Below are 16,145 nucleotides of genomic sequence, written 5' to 3'. Positions count from 1 at the left end.
AGCGGTAGAATACGGAAGCTTGATTTCACCTCCATCCGTAGGAGACTGCTCACATGCCAATCGACATCGAAACCCTGAACGGGCCGCAGCGCGAGGCGGTCGTCACCATCGACGGGCCGCTGCTCGTACTCGCCGGCGCCGGCTCGGGCAAGACGCGCGTGCTCACGTACCGCATTGCCAACCTCATCGAGAACCACGGGGTGGCGCCTTGGGAGATCCTGGCCATCACGTTCACGAACAAGGCGGCCGCCGAGATGCGCGAGCGCCTGGCCGGCCTGGTGGGTCCGCGCTGCCGCGGCATGTGGGTGTCCACGTTCCACAGCATGTGCGTGCGCATCCTGCGCGCCGACGCGGAGCGCCTGGGCTTCACGCGCAACTTCACCATCTACGATGTGGACGACCAGAAGCGCCTGTACAAGGAGATCATGGCCGAGCTGGACATCGATCCGAAGCGCTTCCCGGCGAACGCGCTCATGAACCGCATTTCCACGGCGAAGAACGAGCTCGTGGTGCCGGGCGACTTCGAGAATCAGGCCTCCGACCCGGTGGGGAAGGTGGCCGCGCGCGTGTACGCGCGCCTGCAGGAGCGCCTCAAGGCCGCGAACGCCTTCGACTTCGACGACCTCTTGCTCTACGCCTACCTGCTGCTCAAGAACCACGAGGACGTGCGCGCCGCCTACCAGCAGCGCTTCCGCTACCTCATGGTGGACGAGTACCAGGACACGAACCACGCCCAGTACGCCATCACGCAGCTTTTGGCGGAGGGGCACAAGAACATCATGGTGGTGGGCGACGACGACCAGTCCATCTACTCGTGGCGTGGCGCCGACCTGCGCAACATCCTGGAGTTCGAGCAGGACTACCCGAACGCCCACGTGGTGAAGCTGGAGCAGAACTACCGCAGCGTGGGCAACGTCCTGGCCGCGGCCAACGCCGTCATCGCGAACAACCAGCACCGCAAGCAGAAGAAGCTGTTCACGGCCTCGGAGGACGGCGAGAAGATCAACGTGTACCTGGCCTCCGACGAGCGCGACGAGGGCCGCTGGATAGCCGGCGAGATAGAGAAGCAGCGCGCGGCCGGTCTCACGTACAACCAGGTGGCCGTGTTCTACCGCACGAACGCCCAGTCCCGCATGCTGGAGGACATGCTGCTGCGCGCCGGCGTGCCCTACCGCATCGTGGGCGGCACGCGCTTCTTCGACCGCGCCGAGATCCGCGACGTCATGGCCTACCTCACGCTCATCGTGAACCCGGCCGACGACATCGCCGCCAAGCGCGTGGTCAACGTGCCGCGCCGCGGCATCGGCAAGACCACCATCGAGCGCATCGAGCAGTTCGGGCGCGAGATGGACATGCCGTTCATCGAGGCGGCCGAGCTCGCTATCGTCGACCCGGAGCTGCGCGCCTCCACGCGCCAGTCCGTGGCCTCGTTCGTGGGCCTGATCAACGAGGCGCGCACCTACGGCGGCGACCTGCGCAAGGTCATCGAGGCCGTCATCGACAAGAGCGGCCTCATCGGTGCGCTGCAGGCCGAGAACACCGACGAGGCGCGCGGGCGTATCGAGAACATCCAGGAGTTCCTGGGCGTGGTGGACGAGTTCGTGAGCACCCACGACGACGAGGACGCGGACTACGCGGCCCCCACGACAGGGGGCGACGACGGGGCTGCTGCGGACGCGGCGCCCACGCGCGTGCTGCGGGGCGACTCGCTCGCGGACTTCATCGAGTGGGTGCGCCTGCGCACCGACCTCGACACGGTGGCGGAGGACGGCAACGCGGTCACGCTCATGACCGTGCACTCGTCGAAGGGCCTCGAGTTCGACTGCGTGTTCGTGGCTGGCATGGAGGAGACGCTGTTCCCGCACATGAACTCGGTGGGCGATGCGGCGAGCATCGAGGAGGAGCGCCGCCTGGCCTACGTGGCCATCACGCGCGCCCGCAAGCGCCTGTTCCTCACCTGCGCCTCGCAGCGCCAGATCTTCGGGCAGGCGTCGGCGAACCCGATGTCGCGCTTCATCCAGGAGATCCCCTCCGAGCTGCGCCAGTCCTCCGGCGTGGGGTCGGCGGGCTTCAGCGGCACGGGCTGGGAGAAGCGCGGCAGCCGCCGCGGCATCGCGGGCTCCGGCGCCGAGGCGGGGGAGGGCCGCGTGTTCGGCCGCTCAAGCGCCTCGGGTTCCGCCGGCCGCTCCGACCGTCGCCCCTCCGTCCGATCAGAGGCGTACGCGCGCCCCGAGGCGGGCAAGAAGGCCGCGGCGAAGATGGCGTTCGCCACCGGCGACTCCGTGGACCACAAGACGTTCGGCCGCGGCAAGGTGACGAAGGTGGACGGCGACACGCTCTATGTGAAATTCGCCAAATCGGGCCAGACGAAGAAGCTGCTGAAGGACTACGCGCCCATCGTGAAGATCGGCGCGTAGGAAGCAGGGCCCGACGGTGCGGTGCCGCGCGCTTTTTTCGCAGCGGCCTTGCTTGTTGCGGCCTGATCCTGCATGATGGAATTGAACGGGGGTGCGCGATACCGCGGGGGGCGGTGCGCACCCTGACGACGACGAGGAGAAAGCAGGCCCGCCATGAGGATCGTGGCCGACTCATCCGTGATGTTCTCCGTGGAGGAGGGGGCGAGGCGCGGCATGACCGTGCTTCCGCTGACCGTGTCCATAGACGGAACCACCTGGCTCGAGTACGAGGATATCTCGTCGGAGGAGTTCCTGGCCCTCGTGCGCGCCGGAGCCCTTCCCCAGAGCGCCTCCCCGCCGCCTGCGCTCACGCTGGCGGCCTACGACACGGACGAGGAAGTGGTGCACCTGGCCATGGCCGACGGCCTGTCCGGCGCCTACGAGGTGGCCTGCGGCCTGCGCGCCCAGGCGCGGCACCCCGAGCGCGTGCACGTGCTGAACACGCGGACCCTCTGCGTGCCGCACCGGGCGCTCGCGTGCTACGCCGTGCAGCTGGGCGGGCAGGGCCTCGGAGCGGAGGAGGTCGTGGGACGTCTGGGGGCCATGATGGGCACCACGCGCTCCTGCCTCATCCCCGAGGACTTCGACTACCTGCGCCGCGGCGGACGTCTCACGCCCCTTGCGGCCAAGTTCGCACACCTGGTGAAGGCGTTTCCCGTGATGGAGCAGACCGACGACGGCCGGAGGCTGGGCAAGCTCGCCATCGCCCGCTCGTTCAAGAAGGCGATCGCGGCCGTTGCGGCCGACTTCGAGGGACGCGGGGTGGGCGAGGGATACTACGTGAGCGTGAGCCACGCCGACAACCCCGACCAGGCAGCCGAGGCGCTCGCCTACCTGGAGGGACGCCTGCCGGGGTGCCGCTTCGGCCTGTTCGAGCTCGGCCCGGCCTTCATCACGCAGGGCGGACCAAGCTGCATCGCCGTTCAGGCGGTCGACCTGGGCGCGTGCCCCGGCTTGGACCTGTCGTAGGCGGGGCTGGCGGGTCGAGCATGGGGCGGCCCTGTCGAGGGCCGCAGCCGCGCGCCTAAAGCTCGTCGCGCGTGTCCTCCACCATGGACAGCAGCTCCTGCTGGTTGTGGATGTCCAGCTTGCGGTAGATGTGGCTGATGTGCGTCTTGGCCGTGCTCTTGGAAATGCACAGCTTGTCCTGGATGTAGGCGGCGTTGTGCCCCTTGGCCAACAGGAACATGACCTCGGTCTCGCGCCGTGACAGCAGGTAGCGGTCGGCGATGACCTCGCATTGCGAACGGAACCGCCCGCTTTTGCGCGAGCGCTCGGCCTCGGATGAGGCCGCGTCCGGCTCCTTGGAAGCCTCTTTCGCCGGTTCCTTGGCCAGCTGGGTGTCCGCCGCCAGCTTGGACGGCGTCGCGCTTCCTATGCTGGCGGCGCGCCAGCCGGGAGTGCCGGCCGAGCCGTAGGTGGGGAGGTCTGACGGCGTCTCGGCCGGCACCGAGCCCATGCCGAAGAGCGTTCCGGGCGTGGGCAGCGGCAGAGCCTCCGTCTCGGCACCGTCGTCGGACGCGTCCGCGCTCGTGCGGCGCGAAGCCCAGACAACCCTCTCTATCTGATGGTTGAAGGACTCTATGGCATCGAAATCGCGCCCGCCCTTCACCACGATGCGCTTGATGTCGCGCACACGGGGCAGCAGCGCGTACGCCACCACCATGGCCAGCATGATGAGCATGGCGCCGCCGGCCTCGCCGAACGGCGAGAGGGACGACAGGAATGCGGGGTCGGCCATCGACAGCGACCCGGCTATCGAGCCCAGGGCCAGGCAGCCGCGCCCGATGCCGAACACGAAGATGGGCGACAGGCGGAACTCCTGCGACAGCTCGCCGAAGAACACCCACATGAGCGCTTCGAAGCACATGTAGCCGGTGAGCAGCACGAGCGCCGCGATCATGGAGTTGTCCAGCGCGAGCGACGGCAGGAAGAACAGCGTGATGGCGATGAACGGGACAAGCGGCCGGAACAGGAAATCCCAGTGGCTGCGCTTGTCGATGGAGAACGTGGTCACCAGCAGCAGCACGGTGGCCGCACCGCCGGCGAACAGCGCCAGCAGCTGCGTGGTGAGGTCGGACGACGGCAAGATGACCTGCGTGGACAGCGAGCGGAGCGCGCCCAACGCGAAGCCGAACAGCAGCACCGGGAGCGCGAAGCGCAGGCAGAACGGCCCTTTGTGCACCGGCAGCGGGTTGAAGATGGGTATGGCGTGGCGCACGGCGTAGCTCACCGGCGTGAGGTGCCACAGGATGGGCAGCTCCAGCAGCGGCAGGCAGGCGGTGAGCACGCCCGAGAAGGGCGCGGGCACCACGTGGAGCGCGATGGAGTAGATGGCCACGGCTATGACGATGGCCACGGCCGTGTTCATGACGATGGTGGCGGCGCCATGACGCGAGTAGGCGGTGCCCCAGAACAGCAGCAGCAACGCCGATCCGATGCCCGTGGACACGCCGGCGAACACGGTGGCCGCTATGCCGAGTGCCCCGGGCAGCGTGGCGGCGAACACGGCGAACGTGCCCGCCGAGGTGAGGATGCCCGCCCCGAACAGCACGCGCTTGGCGGTGTAGAGCTTGAGGAGCTTCTGGTCGGTGATGGCGGCGAACAGAAGCGACAGCCCGAACACCACGATGGAGATGAGGAAGACGTACGAGACGAAGGAGCTGCTGTGGCCGAAAAGGCCTTCGGGAGCGGGCATCTGGAAGATGGAGTTCGTCCCGAACATGGCGGCATAGATCCAGGCCTGGTGTATGCCGAAGCCCAGGGAAAGGATATTTAGCTCCCCCTGCGTCCCCATGCCTCGATTGTCGTCTACGGTGATGCTGATACGCGGGAGGTTGATGGCCATGAGCGTTAGTATCCTCACATTCCCCTGTCGAGGTGATCATCGGACATAGTCTTCTCGGTCGGATGATGTTACTGCGAGTGCCGCTGCCCCTGTCGGCGCCGTTTGCCGCGCCGATTCGACCGATGGCCTCCACTATATACGTTTCTGGGGCGGGGTTCAAACGGGAGAAACCCGTTCATTGTCTCCTTACCTGGGGTTATTGGGCCGTCTATGCCCATAGGACGATAGAAATCAACCTCTCGGGACGATGTTGCGAACCACTTTTACATCGTGCAGGGCAGCGCCTGGGCGCCTGCGGGAATCCTCCTCGCGCGCGAGGGCGGCTTTTCCTGCGACCGGGTGCCGCAGCGCGGTGGCCGGGGCGCGGCGCGGGCCGCCTGCCCCCTGCCGCGCCCGCCGCCTTCCTCCGGCTGCCCGGCGCGCCCCGCCGCCCCGCCGCGTCCCCGTGCGGTGCCGGGCCCCGTTGCCGGGGGCGAATGCCGGAAAAGGCGCCTTCGATAAATCGATCCCAGGGGTCGATGCCCCGTCGGTAAAGCGTACCTGCGAGAGGATGACCGCCCGACCCGCGTTTCGTACCCTTCGTCTTGGATATTTCTTTTGCATGCTTTCGGCCGTTTCGGTCTCTTGCGCAAAAGGAAATAACGCGATCGGGAAAGAGAATCGTGGAAGGGGGATGGGCGCAGTCGTTTCTTCTGGAGGGCGGCACGGCCTTGAAGGCAGGTGGCGATCATCGTTGAGGGACGGTGGTCGAAACTACGGAAGCATCAGTTATTCATGCAATACTGAAGCGTCCGTAATTTCCTGAAGGTGCGTTGCGGTTCCAGTCTTGCCACTGCGCGAAGGGGAAGCGTAAGCGCTGGGGCGCCGCACGTCGCGTTGCGCGACGGACGGACGATCCGGCTTCTTATCATACGAGTTACCTCAAAAGGAGGGACTGATGGATAAAAAAGAGTTCACGATCTCAGAAGTCATCGACTCCATCGGCATCAGCAAGCACACGTGGGTCGTGTTCGTGCTGCTGGCCTTTGCCATGATCTTCGACGGCTACGACTTCATGATCGTCAATTCGACCAACATGTTCGTGGCCCATACGTTCTGGCCCGACAACGCGAACCCGGGCGCGCTCATGGGCTCGCTGACCACGTGGGGCCTGCTGGGCATGGTGCTCGGCGGCGCCGTCGGCGGCATCATGTCCGACAAGATCGGCCGTAAGAAGACGCTGATCGCTGCCGTCATGTTCTACGGCCTGTTCACGCTGCCGCAGGCGTTCGCGAACGACCTGGCGTTCTTCGCCGCGTTCCGCCTGATCGCCGGCTTTGGCGTGGGCTCCTGCATCCCGGTGGTCACCACGGTGTTCTCCGAGAGCATGCCCTCCAAGCAGCGTGGCGTCTTCGTCACGTTCGGCATGGCGTTCATGGTCGTCGGCTGGGTTCTGGCCGGCCTCATCGCCAACCCGATCTGCAACGCGGCCACACCGCTGCTCGGCGACTTCACCAACCAGGTCACCTACGCCCTGGCCGATGGCGGCACCGCCACCATGTACGCCAACTGGCGCCTGTGCTACCTGATCGGCGGCATCCCGCTGATCTACGGCATCATCCTCATCTTCACGATGCACGAGACCCCGCACTGGTACGCCAACTCCGGCAACAAGGAGATGGCCTGCAAGCGCCTCACCCAGATCGAGCAGGCCACGCGCCACACGTCCCACGAGTACGACCCCGCTCTGCTGATCGTTCCGCCGAAGCCCGCCAAGACCGGCCCGTCGGTTCTGTTCTCGAGCAAGTTCATCGTGGCGACCTGCGCCATCTGGTCCGCCTACTTCGTCGGCCAGTTCTGCGTGTACGGCATGAACGCCTGGATCCCCACGTGGTTCGTGGGCCTGGGCTACTCGCAGGCTGACTCCGTCGCGCTCCAGACCTGGAACAACGTGGCGGCCATCGCCTCCAACATCGCGGTGGGCTTCGTGTCCGACAAGATCGGCCGCAAGCGCAACCTCGCCGGTGCCTGGCTGTTCTGCATCGTGGCCATCATCCTGTGCTCCATCTTCGTGGCCCCGAACAACATGGGCCTGTGCATCGCCCTCATGCTGCTCTTCGGCTTCGCGCTGAACTACGCCATCACGGCCGTCCAGCCCCTCATGCCCGAGAGCTATCCCACGGCTATCCGCAACACCGGCACGTCCTGGTGCCAGGCGTTCGCCCGCTTCGGCGGCTCCGCCTCCTCCATCGTGCTCGGCGGCATCGCCGGCATGGCGCTGTTCCAGACCGCCACTGGCGCCACCAACTGGTCGATGGTCGTGCTCGTGCTCATCGTCCCGTTCGCCCTGGGCTTCATCTGCACGGTCATGTTCGTGAAGGAAACCGCCGGCAAGTCCATGGACCAGCTCGCGGCCGAAGAGGAGAGGATGGGCAATTCCGAGAAGGACGGCAACATGCGCTTCATCGTCATGTTGGTGATCGTGGCCGTCCTTGCCATCCTCTGCATCGCCTGCCCGCTCATCGTGCCGAACTGGTCGAAGCAGCCCTACGCGCTGCCGCTCATGGCCATCGGCCTGCTCCTCCCGTTCCTGTACTTCTTCATCTTCGGCGGCATCCAGTCGGCGAAGAACAAGGCTGCCCGGGCTTCGCTCGGCTCCTTGGGCGACGAGGCGTCGACGAAGGCGTAAGCCCTCGCGTGCCGGGATCGCTTTCGCCCGCAAGGTAAGGCCGGGCAGCGTTCAAGCTGCCCGGCCGGCACTTCGCCGGGCCCCGCATTGCAGAAGCCCCGCCTCCTTGGAAACAAGGCGGCGGGGCTTCTTTTGCGTTGCGTGTCGGTGCGAGGCGGGGGGGGCGGGCAGGGCGCCAACGCCCTGCCAGGGGCGTTAATCCAGGTCGGGCAGCTGGTCGTAAGGGATGCCCTTGTCCGCCACGAGCCAGTTCTTCGCTTTCTCGAGCCGGGAGGCATTCGGGTTCTTCAGGCCCTCGCTCAAGCCCCGGTACTCCTCCTTGATGGCCATGGCGATGACGGCGGCCACGGCGATGCGCAGCTTGGCCACGTCTTTGGCCCTGACCTCGAAGCACGGGCCGTGGCCCTTGAAATCGACCACCTGCACATGCACTTCCTTCTGGGAGTCCTCCTCGTTGACGAAGTCGAAGGGAGGGTTCGTCAACGACCCGTCGATCTGCCACTTCATCCCGTTCACGTAGTAGTGCTTGAACAGGTGGAGCGTGTGGAACACGTATTCCCAGCGTTCGAGCTTCAGGTAGTAGGTGAGGGCCTTGTGGTCGGGCTTGATCTGCCCCATCTCCCCGCCCATGCGGCCGAAGATGACGGCCTTGTCGCTCTCTTTGGACCACGCTCCCTTGATGCTCAGGAAGGTTTCACCGTCGGCGTACCACACGTCGAAATCCTCGTGGCGCGCTATGGCATCGGTTGGCAGGTACACCTTGTTGTTCTTCAATGCAGATCCCCCTTAAAGGCGCGTTTTCGCTTGCTTTATTATACCGCAGGGCCTCCTGGGACACGGTGCCAAGAGCTGTTTTCAGCGGTTGCGGCCGTCGGTTCGACGCCGGGCGGCTAAACTCAAAATTATGCCAATGATCAGGCAATATAATAAACCGCAACCTCTTGGGTTGACGAAAATCAACCTCCGGGGACGATGGTATGATCCCCAAAATTGTCCCCGTGATTCGATGCCCCTCCCGCCCGGGCAACTAAGCTGTTTCCCGTCAGGCTTTCGCTGACGAACATTATGGCAAGGGGTTGGCAGCAAGACGGTGCGATGTGCCGTCCGAGCCGGCCGAAGAAATGAGACGGAGGATTCCCCTATGTGCTTCAGACCAGCAGATGCAGGTGCGAGCGGCGGCATGAACAAATGCCCCGAGTGCGGCAAGACCATCCAGATGATGGCCGGCGTTACGTTGAAGGCATGCCCGTTCTGCAAGGCCGACTTCTCGCCGTATATCAACGGCGAGAAGCCGCTGCCGAACGCAGCTCCCGGCGCCCCTGCGGCCCCCGCGGCCCCCGGCGCCCCGAAGGCCCCCGCGGCCCCCGGTGCTCCCAAGCCTCCCACCGCGTAAGCGGACGCGATGCTTAAGCGGCGCCTGCAAAGGGGACGGGCGCCGCGACCACGGAAGGGGGTGGTCCCCAGCACGAGGATCTACACGAGGTTTCGCGCGATGACAAGCGCAGAGATGCTTCTACCGAAACACGAGTGAGAGTGTAGAAAGAAGGAGAACATGGCATACGGTAAACAGTGGCAAACCGTGATGGAAGACGGGACTGTCGTAACCCGCAGCAACACGTGGTCGCCTCCGGGAAGCCACCCGGTGGGATACGGCGTCAAGGTTGTCACGAAGGACGGCGAGCTCGTCCGCATCGAGGGCGACGACGACAACCCCATCACCACGGGCCGCGTGAACGCGATGAACCTCGCGCTGCGCGAGTACACGTACGCGCCTTCGCGCATCATCCACCCGATGAAGCGCAACCCGGAGGACCGCGGCAAGGACAAGTGGGTTCAGACCACGTGGGACGAGGCCCTGGACACCATCTGCGACAAGGTGCGCTACTTCCAGAACACCTACGGCCCCGAGTCCATCGTGGTCTTCGGCGGCACCGGCCGCGAGGCTTGCATCTTCTACTATGCGCTGACGTTCTCGGTGCTGCAGTCGCCCAACTGCTGCTACACGCAGTCCGGTTGGTCCTGCTACGGCCCGCGTTGCTCCATCTCCGACTACGTGCTGGGCGCCGGCTACCCCGAGCTCGACTACGCCGGTCACCTGCCGGGCAGCTACCAGGACCCGCGCTACACCGTGCCGAAGTGGATCGTGGTCTGGGGCAAGGAGCCCCTGCCCTCCAACGGTGACGGCTTCTTCGGCCACTGCCTCGTCGACCTGATGAAGCTTGGCACGAAGATCATCTCCATCGACCCCCGCATCACGTGGGTGGGCGCGCACGACGGCAACATCAACCTGCAGGTCCGCCCGCAGACCGACACGGCCCTGGCCCTCGCCATCATGAACCTCATGTTCGAGACGGGCGAGTACGACCAAGAGTTCGCCGAGAAGTGGATCTACGGCCTCGACGACATGAAGGCTCGCGCGGCCGAGTACCCCGTCGACAAGGTTGCCGAGATCACCGGCGTCGACGCCGAGGACATCAAGCGCGTCGCGCACATCATCGGTACCGAGCGCCCGATCGGCTGGGCGTGGGGCCTCGCGTTCGACCAGAACAAGAACGGCGTGCAGCTGTCCCAGGCGTTCATCGTCCTGGCTGCCCTCGCCGGCTCCATCGACCGTCCCGGCGGCCTGACCCTCGGTCCTCCGTCGGCCCTGCTCGGCAAGTGGCGCATGGAGCAGCGTGGCGCCATGGCCGACGACGTGTGGCAGAAGCGCATCGGCGCGGCGGCGTGGCCCGGCCTGTCCACCGGCATGGCTACCACCCAGCCCGACGAGACGCTGAACACCATGGAGACCGACCAGCCCTACGCCCTGAAGATGGGTTGGTTCAACAGCTCCAACTTCCTCACCCCGACGTGCTCCGCGCAGCCTAAGCGTTGGCACAAGGCCCTGCAGAAGCTCGAGTTCGTCGTGGTCCAGGACCTGACCATGACCCCGACGGCCATGGCCGTGGGCGACTACTTCCTGCCGATGGCCACGTGGGCCGAGCACAACGGCATCGTGCTCACGCACTACGGCCGCAACACCGTGTTCATGGGCCCCATGAACAAGGCTCTGCAGGTGGGCGAGTGCAAGTCCGACGTGGAGATCTGCCTCATGTTCGGCCAGCGCCTCAACCCGTCCTGGTGGCCGTGGTACAAGCCGGCCGACGGCAAGTCCCTCGACCTCGACGCCCTGGCGGTTGCCGTGGAGGACTTCTACAGCGACCAGCTGAAGGAGCTCGGCATGGACTGGAACCAGTTCCGCGAGGAGGGTCTCTACCAGCCCGGCGCCCATGGCTTCGAGTACGAGAAGTACGAGAAGGGCCTGCTCCGCTTCGACGGCGAGCCCGGCTTCAACACCATCACGGGCCAGATCGAAGCTTACTCTATCCTGTACGAATCCTGGGGCGAGGATCCGCTGCCCTACTACGAGGAGCCGAACTACAGCCCCATCAGCAAGCCCGACTTCGCCGGTCAGTACCCGCTGATCACCACGTCCGGTTCGCGTCGCTACAGCTCGTTCCACTCCGAGCATCGTCACGTGCCGTCGCTGCGCCAGATCGATCCGTGGCCGTGGGTCCAGATCAACCCGGAGACGGCTGCCGAGTACGGTATCACCGACGGCGACTGGTGCGAGGTGTACAACATGTTCGGCGAGGCCCGCTTCAAGGCCGAGGTCACCCCGGTCATGAAGCCCGGCATCCTGAACTGCGCGCACGGCTGGTGGTTCCCCGAGCAGGACGGCGAGGAGCCCAACCTGTTCGGCGTGTGGAAGTCCAACTTCAACAGCCTGGTGCCGCACTTCAACGTTGGCAAGCTCGGTTTCGGCGCCCCGTACAAGGGTGTCATGTGCAACGTCCGCCGCGTCCGTAGCCTGGACCAAGACTAACCCGAAAGGAAGTGGCGATAATGGCAGACCAGAAATACGCTTTGCTCGTTGATTACACCTACTTCTCCGGCAACCATGCCGCAGAGATCGCCTGCAAGGAAGAGCTGGGCCTCCCGCTCGACCAGTTCGGCATCAAAGAGGTCGAGGTCGGCCCCTTCCGCAAGGCCGAGGGTTCCGACGGCGACGCGTGGGAGTGGTTCTACATCCCGTGCCCGACGTCGATCTTCTCCGAGCACTGGGGCACCGGCGGCGACAAGGCCGGCCAGCGTCCCCTGGCCGTGCAGGTCGAGGAGTCCGCGTCCATGTACTATGGCACGCTCGAGGAGATGCAGGCCAAGATGGCGGAGTTCGACCGCCCGATGGTCCTGTTCCAGCTGTAAGCCGATAATGCTATGATTGTCGTGGCCGCTGCCTTTGCGGACGGCGGCCACGACGCTGTAACGACTGACAAGGAGGGCACAATGACGCATGATGAGTTCATGGATCTCGATCCTCAGGCAGCAGCCGACAAGCTGAACGCTCTCATGGCCGAGGGCAAGACCCAGGACGAGGCCGCGGCCGAGTTCGAGCTGACCAAGCCGGACCTGCTGAAGCTGAACGTCTTCTTCGTGAAGGACAAGTACATTGCTCGCGCTTGGGGCGGCTACACCTCCACGAAGGCTACCGGCAACGAGGGTGCCGGCGAGCTTGGCCTGGGCGGCAGCTTCAAGGACATCAAGCCGGTGAGCTAAGCTTTAAGCACTAAGCTTGCGCAGAGGCAAAAGGAGGACTCGCTTGTTGCTTGAAGTGGGTCCTCTTTTAGAATGGCGAGCACTACGGCGCCTGCAGCGCTTTGCTGGCGGGAAAGCCTTACGGGCACCGTATTGGGAACTGTGGGAACCATTGGGAACGCGGGCACCGAACCGCACAAGGAGACGAGGGCTTATGGGAACCGAAGACGTCATCAGGGCCGAGATCGAAAAATTGGGTCGGCTGACCCCCGAGCAGGAGGATATCCTGTACAACATCTCCCTCAAGCAGGACGAGCTGGGGCGCGAGTCCACGAACCTGCTGATGGAGAAGGTGAAGGGCAGCCCCCTCTACGAGCCCATGATCGAGCGCGAGTATCTGACGTACGACGTGTTCAACCACGGTGGCAAGCATGAGATAGCCTGCCTGTACGTCACGCTCAAGGGCCTGCGCTACTGCATCATGTTCGCCGACGAGCTCTCGGCGCGCCGCAAGCTCAACCCGGCGGGCGCGCCCTGGAAGCGGGCCTGCTAGGCGCCCACGCGCACGAGGGGCCCGCACTTCGGGGGCCGATCTGCAAGCTTCGATACGGGAAAGGCCCGCGCCACAGGCGCGGGCCTTTCCCGTAGTGCGCGGCGCGCCGGCTGTCGGCGCCGGCCTTACGCCGGGCGCAAGGCGACGTCGATGAGGTAGCCGCCGTCCTCGCCGACCTCGTACACGAGGAAGCATCTCTGGATCTGTACCGGCTCGCCGTCTGGACGCCGGACGCTCCGCGCCGTCTCGAGGAAGCGCGGCGGGAACGCGAGCGAGCCCTCCTCGGGGTCCTCCATGAAGTCCGTGCAGCCCTCCGCCTCGAGCGCGGCGCGCACCGGCTCCACGTCCGGCCCGAAGGCCTTCGCCGTCTTCAGGAAGAAATCGCCCTCGTCGAACGCGACGCACGGGTGCGCATGCGCGGCGCGCTCGTTCTTCTGGCGCATCTCGCTGCGGTGCTTGTTCTCGAGCGAGCAGTAGTGCATTCCGAAGCTCAGTCCCTCGTCGAGCGCCCACAGCATGAGCTCGAGCGCCAGCTCCTCGCTGCCCGCAACGGCCAGGCCCCCCGAGTAGCCGTAGTCGTACATGACCTCGAACGGCGGGTTCTTGAGCGTGAGGCCGCGCCGGGCGAACTCGTCCCAGTTGCAGAAGGGGAAGCAGAACTCCAGCAGGTTGATGCCGTCGATGCCCACGTCCTCGAACTGGCGGAACAGCTGCTGCAGGTGCGTGCGCGCTCCGGGGATCACGGGCATCTCAACCATGACCGAGGGGATGAAGCCCTTGGCGAGCCGCATGGCGGCGATCACTCGCCCCTGCTGCTCGGGGGCGTCGTCGTCCTTCACGCTGAAGCGGATCTCGTCGAGCCCGGCATCGCGCAGGCGCGCGGCGGCCTCTGCGGTCAGAAGGTCGCCCGAGGTGTAGAGGCGCTTGTGGGCGCCGGGCCACAGCTCGCCCGCGCGCTCGAGGAAGAGCAGGGCGTTCTCCAGGTCGAGCAGCGGCTCGCCCCCGGTCAGGCCCACGCAGGCGAGCGCGTCGTTCTCGGCCGCCGCCCGGGCCACGCCCTCCTCCCACGGGCACCCCTCGCGGAAGAACCGCTCGTAGTCGGGCTGGTTGTGGTTGAAGCAGAAGTAGCAGTCGCGGTGGCACTTGAACGTGGTGGAGAACGTCTCCGACCCGCGGTTGCCCGTGCACTCCACGCAGGCGGGGGACAGGTGGCCCGCGCTCAGGCTGGCGCCCGCGTTGCGCACGGTCACGCCGCGCGCCGCCAGCTGGGCGCGCAGCTCGGCGCGGCGCTGCGCGCCCGCACCCTCCTCGGCGAACACGAGGCCCTTGTCCTCGAGCGTTGCCACGTAGCGCGCGCCCACCGCCCCGTACTGGGCGAGGGCAGCGTCAAGGGCTTCATTCGGCATGGGGATTCTCCTTCGTTATCTGCGGCTTTCCATTATAGGGCACGAGCTGCCGTTCGTGGTAGACTGTGGTCGGAAAACGGAAGCGAGGACGGTATGGCAGGGGTTTCGATAGAGAGGCGGTTCCGCGGCTCGGTGCGCCTGGTGACGTTGCACCTCTGGCGCGTGGCGAGGTCCACGGACGTGGAAGACGGTTTCAGGGAGGCGCGGAGGCTGGGCATGCTCAAGCCCGAGGACGAGGCGTTCGTGCGCTCCTGCCTGGCGCTCGACGGCCGGATGGAGGCGGGCGCGCCCCTTGGCGAGCCGCCGACGCAGGAGATGGTGGACGGGCTGCAGCGGTGCGCCATCTGCCTCAACACGGCCGACCCGGCGTAAGGGCGGGGGCCGGTCGGGCGAGTGCGCCGATCGGCGTTGATTGGCGCCGGCACGGCGGGCAGGGGCGGCGTCCGTGTGCTACAATGGAGTCCACTCGGTAGAACTGTCAAAGCGGTCATTCGTTCCCAGCCCGTTCGTCGTGCTGCGTCCCGGCATGCCGGGGCCTTGCGGGATGCGCGGCTTACCTGAAGGCCGGCCGCGGGGCCTCTGTCCCTCCTGCGGCATCCAATCGAAGGCGACCCGACGGCTCGCGGGTCCTCGGCGCCGTACGCGCCGCGCGGCCGCGCGGCAGGCGAGGAACCCCCTGCCGCGCCCTGCCGTCGGTTTTACGTTCCTGTCAATGCGAAAGAAGGAGATCAAGACGATGCAACTTGGCTCAACGGTAACCCTGGTGTACACGGGCAAGCTCGATGACGGCACGGTGTTCGGCTTCGCCACGGAAGAGAAGCCCATGAAGTTCCAAACGGGCATGGACATGGCCATCGACGGCTTCGAGAAGGCCATCCTGGAGATGAACGAGGCGGGCGAGAAGAAGACGTTCACGGTGGACGAGTACGGCGCCTACGGCGAGTACCTCGAGGGCCACGTGGCGAAGATCCCGCTCGAGCAGATTCCCGTGAACGACGTGAAGGTGGGCAAGCGCATCATGCTGTCGAGCAGCGAGGACGGCGCGCCGATGCCCGCCACCGTGCTGGACATAACGGACGGCCTGGTCACGTTCGACCTGAACCACCCCCTGGCGGGCAAGAGCCTGACGTTCGAGGTGGAGCTGCTGGAGGTGGAGGATGCCCCCGAGGACTTCGTGTCCGCCGCCGAGAAGGCTCAGCACCTGAAGGAGCAGGCGAAGCTCTTGGGAGGCGACCAGGGCGAGGACTTCCGCTAATGTGCTGGTCGTGCAATCCCATCTGCGGCGGCTGCCGGCCGCCGCGCAAGCGTCCGGTGAAGTGCCCCGAATGCGGCATGTTCAACGCGGTCGACCTCGAGCACTTCTCGAAGCCCAACCCGTGCACCAAATGCGGTTTCGACCTGACCGATCTGGCCCTTCCGGAGCCGGTGACCTGCACGATCTGCGGCGAGGTGTGCTACAACCCCTGCCGCAAGGGAAAGACCGAGCAGCCCGACGGCGAGCTGCGCCCGTGCCAGGTGCGCGTGAGCGAGCCGCTGTAGGCTTCGCCCGGACCGGCGCCCTTCGGGTTCGCCCGCCGATTCTTTGACGGCCTCCGGTCCTCCGGGCGTTCTGCCCGGAGGACCGGAGGCCGTGCTGTTC

General features: G+C 65.8%; 14 protein-coding genes. 11 read left to right on the top strand and 3 right to left on the bottom strand.

The features are described from left to right. Positions 1 to 53: 53 nt before the first annotated feature. Both C1877_RS07595 and C1877_RS07590 read left to right on the top strand, forming a co-directional pair. Positions 54 to 2,417, top strand: a complete 2,364-nt coding sequence (locus C1877_RS07595) for an ATP-dependent helicase (RefSeq protein WP_114568855.1) — start codon at positions 54 to 56, stop codon at positions 2,415 to 2,417. 153 nt (positions 2,418 to 2,570) lie between these two features. Beyond that, the gene (locus C1877_RS07590; protein WP_114568854.1) at positions 2,571 to 3,425 is read left to right on the top strand and encodes a DegV family protein; all 855 of its coding nucleotides are present in this window, start codon (positions 2,571 to 2,573) and stop codon (positions 3,423 to 3,425) included. A gap of 55 nt (positions 3,426 to 3,480) precedes the next feature. Here the strand turns inward: C1877_RS07590 and C1877_RS07585 are convergent, their stop codons facing one another. Next, positions 3,481 to 5,304, bottom strand: a complete 1,824-nt coding sequence (locus C1877_RS07585) for a response regulator transcription factor (protein WP_244909818.1) — start codon at positions 5,302 to 5,304, stop codon at positions 3,481 to 3,483. A gap of 937 nt (positions 5,305 to 6,241) precedes the next feature. On the opposite strand from C1877_RS07585, the gene C1877_RS07580 reads away from it, so the two are divergent. Next, positions 6,242 to 7,972 (top strand): MFS transporter, encoded by a 1,731-nt coding sequence (locus C1877_RS07580; protein ID WP_015540468.1) that lies wholly within the window; start codon positions 6,242 to 6,244, stop codon positions 7,970 to 7,972. Between the two features lie 195 nt (positions 7,973 to 8,167). Here the strand turns inward: C1877_RS07580 and C1877_RS07575 are convergent, their stop codons facing one another. Next, positions 8,168 to 8,746 (bottom strand): hypothetical protein, encoded by a 579-nt coding sequence (locus tag C1877_RS07575; protein ID WP_041239791.1) that lies wholly within the window; start codon positions 8,744 to 8,746, stop codon positions 8,168 to 8,170. A gap of 367 nt (positions 8,747 to 9,113) precedes the next feature. Here C1877_RS07575 and C1877_RS07570 point away from each other — a divergent pair, with 367 nt between their 5' ends. From C1877_RS07570 to C1877_RS07550, 5 genes are all read left to right on the top strand, one after another. Continuing rightward, positions 9,114 to 9,365 carry a hypothetical protein gene (locus C1877_RS07570; protein ID WP_041239792.1) on the top strand — a complete coding sequence of 84 codons (252 nt, stop codon included), beginning with the start codon at positions 9,114 to 9,116 and terminating at the stop codon, positions 9,363 to 9,365. Between the two features lie 159 nt (positions 9,366 to 9,524). Beyond that, positions 9,525 to 11,837, top strand: coding sequence for a molybdopterin-dependent oxidoreductase (locus C1877_RS07565; RefSeq protein ID WP_041239793.1), 2,313 nt, complete (start codon positions 9,525 to 9,527; stop codon positions 11,835 to 11,837). 20 nt (positions 11,838 to 11,857) lie between these two features. Continuing rightward, entirely contained in the window at positions 11,858 to 12,217 is a 360-nt protein-coding gene (locus C1877_RS07560; protein WP_015540470.1) for a hypothetical protein, read from the top strand. 81 nt (positions 12,218 to 12,298) lie between these two features. Then, a complete protein-coding gene (locus C1877_RS07555; protein WP_015540471.1) occupies positions 12,299 to 12,568 on the top strand; it encodes a hypothetical protein in 270 nt (89 codons plus the stop codon). A 193-nt stretch (positions 12,569 to 12,761) separates the two neighbouring features. Then, positions 12,762 to 13,100, top strand: coding sequence for a hypothetical protein (locus tag C1877_RS07550; protein ID WP_015540472.1), 339 nt, complete (start codon positions 12,762 to 12,764; stop codon positions 13,098 to 13,100). A gap of 125 nt (positions 13,101 to 13,225) precedes the next feature. On the opposite strand, the gene C1877_RS07545 is transcribed toward C1877_RS07550, so the two are convergent. After that, complete coding sequence (locus C1877_RS07545) at positions 13,226 to 14,506, bottom strand: radical SAM protein (protein ID WP_114568852.1); 1,281 nt, start codon at positions 14,504 to 14,506, stop codon at positions 13,226 to 13,228. A 93-nt stretch (positions 14,507 to 14,599) separates the two neighbouring features. Here C1877_RS07545 and C1877_RS07540 point away from each other — a divergent pair, with 93 nt between their 5' ends. The 3 genes from C1877_RS07540 to C1877_RS07530 all read left to right on the top strand — a co-directional run bounded on the left by C1877_RS07540 (position 14,600) and on the right by C1877_RS07530 (position 16,045). Further along, complete coding sequence (locus C1877_RS07540) at positions 14,600 to 14,878, top strand: hypothetical protein (protein WP_114568851.1); 279 nt, start codon at positions 14,600 to 14,602, stop codon at positions 14,876 to 14,878. 364 nt (positions 14,879 to 15,242) lie between these two features. Continuing rightward, positions 15,243 to 15,761, top strand: coding sequence for an FKBP-type peptidyl-prolyl cis-trans isomerase (locus tag C1877_RS15340; RefSeq protein WP_049784210.1), 519 nt, complete (start codon positions 15,243 to 15,245; stop codon positions 15,759 to 15,761). Further along, a complete protein-coding gene (locus tag C1877_RS07530) occupies positions 15,761 to 16,045 on the top strand; it encodes a hypothetical protein (protein WP_015540474.1) in 285 nt (94 codons plus the stop codon). The genes C1877_RS15340 and C1877_RS07530 overlap by 1 nt, the downstream gene beginning before the upstream one ends. Positions 16,046 to 16,145: the final 100 nt, after the last annotated feature.

Source organism: Gordonibacter pamelaeae, assembly GCF_003340385.1.
GTDB classification, from domain to species: Bacteria; Actinomycetota; Coriobacteriia; order Coriobacteriales; family Eggerthellaceae; genus Gordonibacter; species Gordonibacter pamelaeae.
This window is presented reverse-complemented; position numbering and strand designations above follow the sequence as displayed.

Bases quoted from the DNA above. Each gene is read 5' to 3' on its own strand.
- C1877_RS07560 (WP_015540470.1), top strand. From the start codon at position 11,858: ATGGCAGACCAGAAATACGCTTTGCTCGTTGATTACACCTACTTCTCC.
- C1877_RS07580 (WP_015540468.1), top strand. From the start codon at position 6,242: ATGGATAAAAAAGAGTTCACGATCTCAGAAGTCATCGACTCCATCGGC.
- C1877_RS15340 (WP_049784210.1), top strand. From the start codon at position 15,243: ATGCAACTTGGCTCAACGGTAACCCTGGTGTACACGGGCAAGCTCGAT.
- C1877_RS07550 (WP_015540472.1), top strand. From the start codon at position 12,762: ATGGGAACCGAAGACGTCATCAGGGCCGAGATCGAAAAATTGGGTCGG.
- C1877_RS07555 (WP_015540471.1), top strand. From the start codon at position 12,299: ATGACGCATGATGAGTTCATGGATCTCGATCCTCAGGCAGCAGCCGAC.
- C1877_RS07595 (WP_114568855.1), top strand. From the start codon at position 54: ATGCCAATCGACATCGAAACCCTGAACGGGCCGCAGCGCGAGGCGGTC.
- C1877_RS07545 (WP_114568852.1), bottom strand. From the start codon at position 14,506: ATGCCGAATGAAGCCCTTGACGCTGCCCTCGCCCAGTACGGGGCGGTG.
- C1877_RS07585 (WP_244909818.1), bottom strand. From the start codon at position 5,304: ATGGCCATCAACCTCCCGCGTATCAGCATCACCGTAGACGACAATCGA.
- C1877_RS07530 (WP_015540474.1), top strand. From the start codon at position 15,761: ATGTGCTGGTCGTGCAATCCCATCTGCGGCGGCTGCCGGCCGCCGCGC.
- C1877_RS07570 (WP_041239792.1), top strand. From the start codon at position 9,114: ATGTGCTTCAGACCAGCAGATGCAGGTGCGAGCGGCGGCATGAACAAA.
- C1877_RS07540 (WP_114568851.1), top strand. From the start codon at position 14,600: ATGGCAGGGGTTTCGATAGAGAGGCGGTTCCGCGGCTCGGTGCGCCTG.
- C1877_RS07565 (WP_041239793.1), top strand. From the start codon at position 9,525: ATGGCATACGGTAAACAGTGGCAAACCGTGATGGAAGACGGGACTGTC.
- C1877_RS07590 (WP_114568854.1), top strand. From the start codon at position 2,571: ATGAGGATCGTGGCCGACTCATCCGTGATGTTCTCCGTGGAGGAGGGG.